Annotated in this window: 9 protein-coding genes; 7 read left to right on the forward strand and 2 right to left on the reverse strand. The window is 77.2% G+C overall.

Translation table 11 applies throughout. The features are described 5' to 3' along the window. Window positions 1-183 precede the first annotated feature (183 nt). Window positions 184-594, forward strand: coding sequence for a hypothetical protein (locus ACIQWA_RS40710; RefSeq protein ID WP_360231995.1), 411 nt, complete (start codon window positions 184-186; stop codon window positions 592-594). 19 nt (window positions 595-613) lie between these two features. Here the strand turns inward: ACIQWA_RS40710 and ACIQWA_RS40715 are convergent, their stop codons facing one another. Beyond that, window positions 614-3475: a BTAD domain-containing putative transcriptional regulator gene (locus ACIQWA_RS40715; protein ID WP_402492194.1), complete on the reverse strand. Its 2862-nt coding sequence runs from the start codon at window positions 3473-3475 to the stop codon at window positions 614-616. A gap of 172 nt (window positions 3476-3647) precedes the next feature. Here ACIQWA_RS40715 and ACIQWA_RS40720 point away from each other — a divergent pair, with 172 nt between their 5' ends. Together ACIQWA_RS40720 and ACIQWA_RS40725 are read left to right on the forward strand one after the other, a co-directional pair. Then, entirely contained in the window at window positions 3648-5000 is a 1353-nt protein-coding gene (locus ACIQWA_RS40720; RefSeq protein ID WP_402492197.1) for a M14 family zinc carboxypeptidase, read from the forward strand. A 49-nt stretch (window positions 5001-5049) separates the two neighbouring features. Further along, window positions 5050-6642, forward strand: coding sequence for a S1 RNA-binding domain-containing protein (locus ACIQWA_RS40725; protein WP_402492199.1), 1593 nt, complete (start codon window positions 5050-5052; stop codon window positions 6640-6642). Between the two features lie 8 nt (window positions 6643-6650). Here the strand turns inward: ACIQWA_RS40725 and ACIQWA_RS40730 are convergent, their stop codons facing one another. Further along, window positions 6651-7220, reverse strand: coding sequence for a MarR family winged helix-turn-helix transcriptional regulator (locus ACIQWA_RS40730; RefSeq protein ID WP_402492202.1), 570 nt, complete (start codon window positions 7218-7220; stop codon window positions 6651-6653). 281 nt (window positions 7221-7501) lie between these two features. On the opposite strand from ACIQWA_RS40730, the gene ACIQWA_RS40735 reads away from it, so the two are divergent. The 4 genes from ACIQWA_RS40735 to ACIQWA_RS40750 all read left to right on the forward strand — a co-directional run. Continuing rightward, window positions 7502-8701 carry a cytochrome P450 gene (locus ACIQWA_RS40735; protein WP_360231977.1) on the forward strand — a complete coding sequence of 400 codons (1200 nt, stop codon included), beginning with the start codon at window positions 7502-7504 and terminating at the stop codon, window positions 8699-8701. Window positions 8702-8753: 52 nt separating this feature from the next. Beyond that, complete coding sequence (locus ACIQWA_RS40740) at window positions 8754-8951, forward strand: ferredoxin (RefSeq protein ID WP_402492204.1); 198 nt, start codon at window positions 8754-8756, stop codon at window positions 8949-8951. Beyond that, window positions 8948-10174: an NAD(P)/FAD-dependent oxidoreductase gene (locus ACIQWA_RS40745; RefSeq protein WP_402492207.1), complete on the forward strand. Its 1227-nt coding sequence runs from the start codon at window positions 8948-8950 to the stop codon at window positions 10172-10174. The genes ACIQWA_RS40740 and ACIQWA_RS40745 overlap by 4 nt, the downstream gene beginning before the upstream one ends. A 201-nt stretch (window positions 10175-10375) precedes the next feature. After that, window positions 10376-10457, forward strand: an 82-nt coding sequence (locus tag ACIQWA_RS40750) for a helix-turn-helix domain-containing protein (protein ID WP_402492210.1), incomplete at its 3' end; no start/stop codon positions are given.

The following is a 10457-nucleotide window of genomic DNA, read 5'->3' on the forward strand; positions in this document are numbered from 1 at the left end:
GGGGGGCGCGGGGGTGGGGTGGTGTCCAATGCCCCCCCACCCCACGGGCGGCGCCCGCGGGGGGGACCAGGTGGTGGCACCCGGTGGTTGGACGGGGGGGGGGGGGGGGGGGGGGGGGGGGGGGGGCGGGCGCCCCCGCCCCCGGCGCCGTCGAGTACCGGACCCCGTGGGAGGCAACCCGCCGTGCTGATCGCCGACTTCGACACCTTCGGCCGGGTCGCCGACTTCGACCCGGCGACCGGGCTGCTCGGTCCCGGGCGCACCGCCGACCCCGGGCAGCGCGTCCACGGCCACTACGGACAACTGGCCCGCGTCGGCGTGGTGTTCTACCGGGCCACGGACGGGCTGCGGATCCGGGTGGGGGAGCACGACACCCGCCTCGACGCCGCCACCGCGGTCCGGCACCGGATCGTCGGCCCGCAGTGCGTCCTGACCGTCGGCCGGGTCGCCGAACTGCGCTACCCGGTGCCGCCGGAGTGGTCCGGCCCGGCGGACGACCCGACCCCGTTCGTCGACGCCGAGGACTTCGACCTCGGCCTGTTCATCGCCGATGTCCTGGCCGACCGCGCCCGGGCGGCCCGCGTCTACCGCTGACGCCGGCCCGGCCCCGCCGTCAGCAGCGCCGGTCCGGCCCCGTGCGCGCTGCGCCGCCCGTGCCGCCCGCGCCCGCGCCGCCGGACAGGTCCCGCAGGGCGGCCCGCGCGGCGGCCTCGCCCTCGTCGTACCGGTGGGCGAGGGCCGCGCGCAGGGCGGCGTCGAGGTGGCGGGCGGCCTCCTCGCGGCGGCCGGTGGCGGCCAGGGCGCGGCCGTACAGGGTCTGCAGGACGACCCGGCGGGCGGCCGGGAAGGGCGGTTCGGCGAGGGCGAGGCCGCGGGCGGCGTGGTCGGCGGCCGCCTCGGGGTCGCCGCCGGCCAGGCAGGTGTCGGCGAGGTGCTGGCGGGCGAGGGCGACGAGGTCGGCGCGGCCGGCCTTTTCGGCCAGGGCGAGGGCGCGGCCCAGCAGGTCCCGCACCCGGGCGGGGAGGTTCCCGGGCCCGGGTGCGCCGTAGCGGGTGAGCGCGGCGGCGAGGTTGACCAGGGCGACGGCCTGGGCGCTGCGGTCGCCGGCCAGGGCGGCCAGGCCGGGGGCCCGGGCGAGGTGGACCAGGGCCTCCTCGGGCCGGCCCTCCTCCAGCAGCACCCAGCCGAGCAGGGCCCGGGCCCGGGACTGGGCGCCGGGGTCGAGGTCGGCCTCGGCGGCGGCGAGGCCGTGTTCGAGCAGCGGCACCCAGCCGTCCCGGACCTGCCACACGATCAGCGGCCACTGCAGCAGGACCAGCCGCCAGGCCCGGTCGTGCAGTCCGGCGCCGACGGCGGCCAGCGCGGCGCCGCGCAGGGTGTCGCGTTCGGCGGCGTACCAGGCCAGGGCGCTCGCCCGGTCGGGGAAGGGGCGGACCTCGACGGGCCGCCGGGCCCCCGCGGGCAGTGCGCAGCACGGTTCGCTGCCGGGTTCGGCGGCGGCGCTCGCCGCGAGCAGGGTGTTCAGCAGATGGTCGAGGAGCCGGGGCAGGGTGTCGGAGTCGTCCTCGCCGGGCGGGGTGCGCAGGCTGCGGGCGTAGAGCCGGACGAGGTCGTGCAGGGTGTAGGCGTCCCGGTCGATCTCGACGACCAGGTGGGCGGTGGCCAGTTGCCCCAACGCGCCTGCGGTGTCGGGCAGTTCGCAGCCGGCGAGGGCGGCGGCGGTGCGGCTGTCGAGGGTGGTGCCGGTGTGGGTGCCCAGGCGGCGGAACAGCCGGCGGGCGGGGGCGGACAGGTGCTGGACGGTCAGGGCCAGGGCGGCGGCGACGCTGGTGTCCTCCACCTCCAGCAGCCCCAACCGGCCCTGTTCGTCGGCGAGTTCGTCGGCGAGTGCGGCCAGTCCCCGGTGCGGGCAGGTGGCGAGGCGGGCGGCGGCCAGGCGCAGGGCGAGCGGCAGCCCGTCGCACAGCCGGGCCAGCCGGGCGGCGGCCTCGGGTTCGGCGCCGACCAGTTCGGGGCCGAGGTCGGGGCCCAGGGTGGTGGCGAGCAGGCTGACGGACTGCGGGGCGGACAGTTCGGCCAGCGGTACGGGCCGGGCGGCGTCCGAGGCGACCAGTCCGCCGAGCCGGTCGCGGCTGGTCACCAGGGTGACGCAGCCGTCCCCGTCGGGCAGCAGCGGGCGGACCTGCTCGGAGCGGCGGGCGTTGTCGAGCACGATCAGCATCCGGCGCCCGGCGGTCAGTTCGCGGTAGCGGGCGGCCAGCGCCTCGGGGGAGGAGGGCATCCGCTCCGCGGGCAGGCCGAGGGCGAGCAGCAGTTCGCGCAGCACCGCGCCGGTGGCCCGTTCGGGCAGCGGGCTGTGCCCGCACAGGTCGACGAACAGCCGTCCGTCGGGGAAGTCGGCCTGGCGCCGGTGCGCCCAGTGCACGGCGAGGGCGGTCTTGCCGACCCCGGCCCCGCCGGTGACGACGGCGATGGCGCCGGGGGCGCGGGCGGCCCGGTCGAGCGCGGCCAGCTCGTCCTCGCGCCCGGAGAACCCCCGGGGCCGCCGGGGGAAGGGCCACGGCGCGGGGACGGGCTCCGCCGCCACGGAAGCGGGGGCGGCCCCGGGCCGGGACGTCAGCGCATGGACGGGGGCGGGCCCGGACGACAGCGCGGAACTCGGCCCCACGGCGTGCCCCGGCGCCACGGCGGAACCCCGCTCCGTCGCGTGCCCCGGCGCCAGGTCGCCGAGCAGCAGCAGCTGGTGGGCCTCGGCGAGTTCCGCCCCGGGGTCGATACCCAGTTGCTCGGCCAGGGTCCGGCGGGTGCGGTGGAACCACTCCAGCGCCTCCGGGCGCCGCCCGGCCCGTCCGAGCGCCACCACCAGCGCGGCGACCAGCGACTCCCGCAGCGGGTGGAGCGCGGCCTCGGCGGCCAGCACGCCCGCGGCCGCGCCGTGGTCGCCGAGCCGGCCGTGGGCGCGGGCCAGTTCCTCCACCGCGGACAGCCGCAGCTCCTCCAGCGCCTGGGCGGCGCACTGCAGCGGCAGGCTGGGCTCGGTGCCGGCGAGCGCGGGTCCGCGCCACAGCGCGAGCGCCTCCCGCAGGGCCGCCACCGCCGCGCCGGCCTCCCGGGCGCCGTGGGCGTCCCGGACGAGCCGTTCGAAGCGCCGGACGTCCACCGCCGCCTCGGGCACCCGCAGCAGGTAGCCGCCGCTGCCGCCGCTGCCGTCGGTGGCCAGCTCGACCCCGGCGTCGGGGGCCCGGTGCTCGGCGAGGACCGCGCGCAGCCCGGAGACGTGGTTGTGGATGACGGTGCGGGCGTGCCGGGGCGGCTCCTCCTCCCAGAGGGCCTCGGTCAGCCGGTCGATGCCGACCGGCGCGCCGGGGTTCAGCGCCAGCGCGGCCAGCAGGCTGCGGCGCTTGGGCGAGCCGAGGGCGAGTTCCCGTCCGTCCGCGGCCACCACGGCCACCGAGCCCAACAACCGGAATTCCACCCGCGCCCCCACCCTGACCAGCAAATATGGCAAGCATATGACAGTAGGCAACCCCGCGATGACGCACGGTTCCCCGCCCCCGGACCACCCCGCACCGGCCCGCGCGGCGCCCTGGACGGAGCCGTACCCGATCGGATCCAATACCACCTCCGGACACCAGGGGAGGGGACCGATGCTGACCGACACCTCGACCGCCGCGGGCAGGGCGATCCTGCTCCACGACCGCTACCCCACGCTCGACGAACTCACCGACACCGCCCGCCACCTGGCCGCCCGCCACCCCGGACGCTGCCGGCTGCGCACCCTCGGCACCTCCCGCGCCGGCCGCCCCCTCCACCTCCTCTCCATCGGCCCCGACGGCGGCGGTACCGCCACCGACCGCCCCGCCGCCGACCGCGGCACCGACAACGTCCTGGTCGTCTCCGGCGCCCACGCCGACGAGTTCTCCGGCCGCGCCGGCCTCGTCGAACTGGCCCACCGGGTGCTGGCCCGCCCCGCCCGGCACCCGGCCACCACCTGGCACCTGCTGCTCTGCCTCGACCCCGACGGCGCCCACCTGGCCCGCGGCGGCCTGCTCGCCCGCACCCTGCCCGCCTACTTCGCCGGCTACTACCGCCCCGCCGCCGAGGAGCAGCCCGAATGGGCCCCGGCGATCGGCGGCCGCCTCCCCGAGAGCCGGATCCTGCTCGACCTGATCGACGAACTGCGGCCCGCCCTCCAACTCTCCCTGCACACCGCGGACGTCGGCGGCACCTTCCTCCAGGCCACCGCCGACCCGACCGCCCTCGCCGCCCCCTTCGCCCGCTCCGCCGCCGCCCTCGGCATCCCGGTGGAGACCGGCTCCTTCGACACCCACCGGCTGCCCGCCGTCAGCCCCGGCGTCTTCCTGATGGAGCCCGAGCACATCGACACCCAGGAGAACACCACCGGCATGCTCACCGAGCAGCCCGAGGCCCGGGGCGGCGCCCGGGCCGCCACCTGGTTCGCCCCCCGGCGCCACGGCGGGCGCACCGTCGTCGTCGAGGTGCCCGCCTGGACCAGCGACCGGCTCGGCGACCCCGCCCCCGTCCCGCCCGAGGACGCCGACCGCCACCTGCGCGCCGCCGCCGACCACCTGCGCGAACGCGGCCACCGCCTCACCGAACTGCTCACCGCCCTGCCCCCGCACGACGGCCCGCACGACACCCCGCTGCTGCGCGCCGCCCGCACCCAGCTCACCGCACTGCGCCAACTCGCCGACGCCTGGGACCCGCGCACCCCCGAGGGGCCCCTGCCGCCGTCGCCCCCGCCCACCCGCGCCCACCTGGCCGGCATCGACCTGTGGGCCCACCGCATCCCGGTCCGCGCCGCCGCCCTGCTGCGCCGCGCCACCCCCGCCCCGGACCCCCGCCCGGCCGCCCTCCTCCACACCTGGTGCGCCCACTACCGCCACCGCTTCCGCCCCACCTGGCTCCCCGTCACCCGCCAGGCCGCCCACCACGCCAACACCGCCGAAGCCGCCGCGGCCGCCCCCCACCTCCCCTGACCGCCCGCCCCGCCGCCGCGCGCTCCGGTGGCTCCGGCAGGATGGCCCGGTGAGCTCCCGTCCCCGGCGTCACCGCGCCGCGCCGTCCCACGTGTACCGGATCACCAAGTACGACCCCGCCGACCGCGACGAGCGGGGCGTCTACACGGGGACGGAGGAGGCGGTCAGCGACCACGGGCCGGTCGAGGCCGCCTACCTGGAGGCCGTCGCGGCCTTCGCCGAGGAGAGCGGCGTGCGGTGGCTGTCGATCCGCGAACCCCAGGCCCCGCCCGGCTTCACGCACTTCGGGGCGGAGCCGGCGGTCGAGGGCGGCGGCCTGGCGGGGCTGTTCCCGCCCGACCTGACCGGCTTCCACGACGGCGCCCGGGTGCCGGTCGCGGTCGGCCTGGAGCTGGTGCGGGCGATGCTCCGTGACAGCGGCGCCTGGTGCCGCCTGGAGACCGAGCCCGACGCCGGGCCCGACGCCGGGGCGGAGGCAGCCGTACCCGCCTTCGCGGTGCACGTCGGCTGGGACCAGTACGTCTACGTCGGCAGCGACGCGCCCTGCCCGGCGGCGCTGGCGCGCACCCGCGCGCTGGGCCTCCACCCGGAACCGATGGACGCCTCCCCGTACGAGGCCGAGTACGACGAACCGGGCGAGCAGTGCCCCGCCGACGAGGAGTTCTGGGCCAGGCTGCGCCGGTACGTGGTGGAGGGCCGGGCGGCGCTGCTGCAGGAGACGCCCGCCGACAACGCCTCCCGCTGGCACCGGCTCGGCGACGGTCGGGCGGCGGCGACGGCAGCGGAGGTGACGAGGGCGGAGGAGGCGGTCGACGCGGTGCGGGCCCGGCTGGCCCCGCGCGCTCGACTCGCCGTGTGGCCGGAGCTGTTCACCGACGTCGCCGCGGCCCTGGCGGCCCTGCCCGAGGACGGCCCGGTCGAGTTCCTCCGGGAAGGCCACGACGGCCGGATCACCGGCGCGGTGGCGGATGCGGAGGAGTTCAGGGGGCGGGCCGCCGAACTGCCCGGGGCTGGGGCCCGTCTTCAAACTCCCGCCTGCGGGGCGACGCTCCCCCAGCCTTCGGCCGGGAGGTACCCCCAGGGCACAAGCGCACCTCGCCGCGTTGTCGTCGGTCGCCAATGCTCCGCAGTGGCTCCCTCCTCCGCCTTGCGATGCACGCACCCCAACGCCGCCCCGCCCGCCCTCCAGGCGAACGACGGGAGTTTGAAGACGGGCCCCAAGGCCGCCGCCGTCCTGTCGGTGTACTCCGGCGAGCGCGGCCCGTTGTTCACCGCGGTGCTGCCGGACGCCGACGGCGTCCTGCGGGCCCGGTGGCGCACCGAGCCGGCGCCGGGGGACCGGGACTGGGCCTTCCTGCGGACCCTGCGCCGGGGTCAGGCCGTGACCGGTGTGGTCACCGAGATCGCCAGCTTCGGCGTCACGTTCGTCGACCTCGGCGGCTTCACCGCGATGATCAACCTCCCCGAGCTGTCCTGGCGGCCCATCGACGGCCCCGGTGACGTCGTCGCGGTCGGACAGCGGGTCACGGCGGAGGTCCTGGACGTCGACCCGGTCCGCGAACGGGTGTCGCTGTCCCTCAAGGCCCTGCAGCCGGACCCGATGCGGGAGTTCGTCCACCGGCGGGAGCCGGGGCCCGAGTAGGGGCGGGCTCAGGACTCGACGGCGTCGCGCAGCGCGGCGCGGGGGTCGGCCGGTGCCGGGGCCGGGGGAGTGGTGTCGTCGTCCGAGAGCAGTGAGCCCCGTACGCGCTGGACGTAGCGCTCGATCAGGTGGCACAGCACGCTGACCGTCGCGGCGACGTCCGGTTCGGGGACGCCGGCCAGGGCGTCGGCCAGGCCGGTGATGTTGGCCTGTTTCAGCCGCTCCAGCAGGTCCCGCCCGTCGGAGGTGAGGGCGACCCGGCGGGCCCGGCGGTCCAGGGCGTCGGGGGTGCGGGCCACCAGGTGCTGGCCCTCCAGGCGGTCGATCTGCCGGGTGACGTGGGAGGGCTTGACCATCAGCCGCTCGGCCAGGTCGCCCACCCGGCTGGGCCCGTCGGCCTCGGCGAGGGCGCGCAGCAGGTAGACGTCCGAGCGTGCGGCGGTGATGCCGGCCCTGGCGGTGCGGCGTTCGTGTTCCTGGGAGCGGGTCAGCAGGTAGGCCAGCGAGGCCAGTACGGCCTCCAGGTCTGCGGTGGCGGTGTCCGCGGTGGCGGTCCGATCGTCTGCGGCGTCCGACATGGGGGAACTGTAGCGGCCGGTGCGCCTCCCGGCTGCGGCGCAGACCGGTCACCGGATTTCGGACAGATTCGGCGCCCACCGGATGGGCCCTTTCGCCACCACGGACCGCGAGTTAGCGTGACAGCGAGTTAGTTGCTTTTGGCACGTAAATGCTCCGGGCCCGCACGCCCGCCGCACCCGCGTGCCCCCGCACGGCCGCACCCTCGCGTGCCCCGCACGGCACCGCGGGCCGGACCGGACCGACCCATCCGGCACAGCCAGCTCCGAGAGGGGAGCCCCCCATGGCCACCGCCGCACAGACCCCCCGCTTCACCCACCCCGCCGCCCGCGGCACCTGCCCCTTCGCCCCGCCGCCGGCCTATCAGCAGGCCCAGCAGGACGAGCCGATCAGCCGCATCTCCCTCTGGGACGGCTCCCCCAGCTGGCTGCTCACCCGCCACGAGGACATCAAGGCGGTGCTCTCCGACGCCCGCTTCAGCTCCGACTCCACCCGCCCCGGCTTCCCCTTCGTCAGCGCCGGCGCCCGCCAGCTGAACAACGGCCAGCCCGTCTTCATCCGGATGGACGACCCCGAGCACGCCCGCCTGCGCCGGATGCTCACCGGCGAATTCATGATCAAGAAGGTCGAGGCGCTGCGCCCCGAGGTCCAGCGCATCGCCGACGAGCTGCTGGACCGGATGACCGAGGGCCGCACCGAGGCCGACCTGGTCCGCGAGTTCGCCCTGCCGCTGCCCTCCCTGGTCATCTGCCTGCTGCTCGGCGTCCCCTACCAGGACCACGAGTTCTTCCAGGAGTGCAGCCGCGTCCTGCTGCGCCGCGACTCCCCGGTCGAGGACGTCATCACCGCCCAGGCCCGGCTGACCGACTACCTGGAGGAACTCACCGACACCAAGCGCACCCACCCCGACGACGGCATCCTCAGCCGCCTGGTCGAGCGCGGCGAACTGAACACCCGGGAGATCGGCGCGATGGGCCGGCTGCTGCTGGTCGCCGGGCACGAGACCACCGCCAACATGACCGCGCTGTCCGTCCTCGCCCTGCTGCGCCACCCCGCCCAGCTCGACCACCTGCGCCGCCACCCCGAGGCCGTCCCCGGCGCCGTCGAGGAACTGCTGCGCTACCTGACCATCGTGCACTCCGGCCTGACCAGGGTCGCCACCGAGGACGTCGAGCTCGGCGGGGTGCGGATCCGGGCCGGCGAGGGCGTCGTCTGCATGATCAGCACCGCCAACCGGGACACCGCGCAGTTCCCCGACGGCGACACCCTCGACCTCACCCGCGATGCCCGCCGCCACCTCGCCTTCGGCTTCGGCGTCCACCAGTGCCTGGGCCAGCCGCTGGCCCGGCTGGAACTGCAGATCGCCCTCGACACCCTGCTGCGGCGCCTGCCCGAACTGCGCCTGGCCACCGCCTTCGAGGACGTCCGCTTCCGCGGCGAGATGCTCATCTACGGCGTCCACGAACTGCCCGTCGCCTGGTAGCCCGCCCCTCCGTACCCACCCCACCCCCCACCCCACCCCCGAAGGGAAACCCATGCTCGTCCGGATCGACCAGGAGAAGTGCTGCGGCGCCGGCCACTGCGTGCTCGCCGCCCCCGAGGTCTTCGACCAGCGCGACGAGGACGGCATCGTCGTCCTGCTCGACGCCCGCCCCCCGGCCGACCTCCACCAGGCCGTCCAGGAGGCCGCCGCCGTCTGCCCGGCCACGGCGATCACCCTGGAGAACGTGTGACCGCACCGCGCGAGGTGGCCGTCGTCGGAGCCGGCGCCGCCGGACTGCACGCCGCCGAGGCGCTGCGCCGGGCCGGCTACGACGGCCGCCTCACCCTCGTCGGGGCCGAGCCCGAACTCCCGTACGACCGGCCGCCGTTGTCCAAGCAGCTCCTCGACGGCCAGTGGGAGCCCGGGAAGGTGACCCTGCGCGAGCCCGCCGCCCTCGCGCAGCTGCGGCTGGACCTGCGCCTGGGCGTGGCGGCCGAGCGCCTGGACCGCGGCGCCCGCACCCTGCACCTGGCCGACGGCCGGCAGGTGCGCTGCGACGCCCTGGTGGTGGCCACCGGCGTGCGAGCGCGCCGGCTGCCCGGCGCCGAGGAACCGCTGCCCGGCGCCCACGTGCTGCGCACACTGCCCGACGCCCTCGCCCTGCGCGAGGAACTGCGCCCGGGCGCACGGCTGTTGGTGGTCGGCGGCGGACTGCTCGGCGCCGAGGCGGCGGCCACCGCCGTCGGGCTCGGCGCCGAGGTGACCTGGCTGGTGTCGGCCGCCGCGCCGCTGGCCGCCGTCCTCGGTGCGGAGACGGCCGCGCTGCTGACCGGCCTGCACCGCGAGCACGGGGTGCGGATCCACCGGGGCACGGCCGCCGCCGTGCTCCGGCGGCACGGCCGGGCGGCCGGCGTACGGCTCGCCGACGGCGGTGAACTGGCCGCCGACGCCGTGCTGATGGCGATCGGCTCGCTGCCGGCCACCGAGTGGCTGGCCGGCAGCGGGGTCCCGCTGGAGCCGGACGGCGGCGTGGCCTGCGACGCCCACTGCGCCGCCGGCCCCGGCGTCTGGGCGGCCGGCGACGCCGCCTCCTGGCCCGACCCGCGCACCGGCCGCCGCCGGCGCCTCGAACAGCGCACCAACGCCACCGACCAGGCCCTGCTCGCCGCCCGCAACCTGCTGGCCGGCCCGGACGGCACCCGCCAGGCCTACGCGCCGGTCCCGTACCTGTGGACCGACCAGTACGGCCTGCGGGTGCAGGCCTTCGGCAGCCCCGGCGGCGCCGACCGCTTCGAACTGGTCGACGGCAGCCTCGCCGAGCACCGCTTCGCCGCCGCCTGCCTGCGGGAGGGCCGGGTCACCGGCGCGGTGGGCATCGCCGCCGCCCGCGCCCTGCGGGGGCTGCGCGCCCAGGTCGCCGCCCACGGCCCCTGGCCGCCCGCCGCCGAACGGCAGGCCGCGCCGGTCGGCTGAACCGCACGGCCGAGCAGCTCGGCTGAACCGCTCAACCGAGCCGCTCGGCCGACCCGGCGACCTCGGGGGCAGATCGCTACCTCGACTAATCGCAGTGCACCGGGCTTTACCCCGGTGGTGAAGCGATTCTGAACCCTGCCGTGACGTGCGCGTTCGCACCTTCCCGCGCTGTTGTCAGTCCCGCCCGGTAGGTTGATCATCGTGCAGCTTCGGTACTCCTTCCGCCTCTACCCGAACGGCCCTCAGCGTTCCGCGCTGGCCCGCGCGTTCGGGTGTGCGCGGG

The sequence above is a fragment of the Kitasatospora sp. NPDC098652 genome (assembly GCF_044760155.1).
GTDB lineage: Bacteria > Actinomycetota > Actinomycetes > Streptomycetales > Streptomycetaceae > Kitasatospora.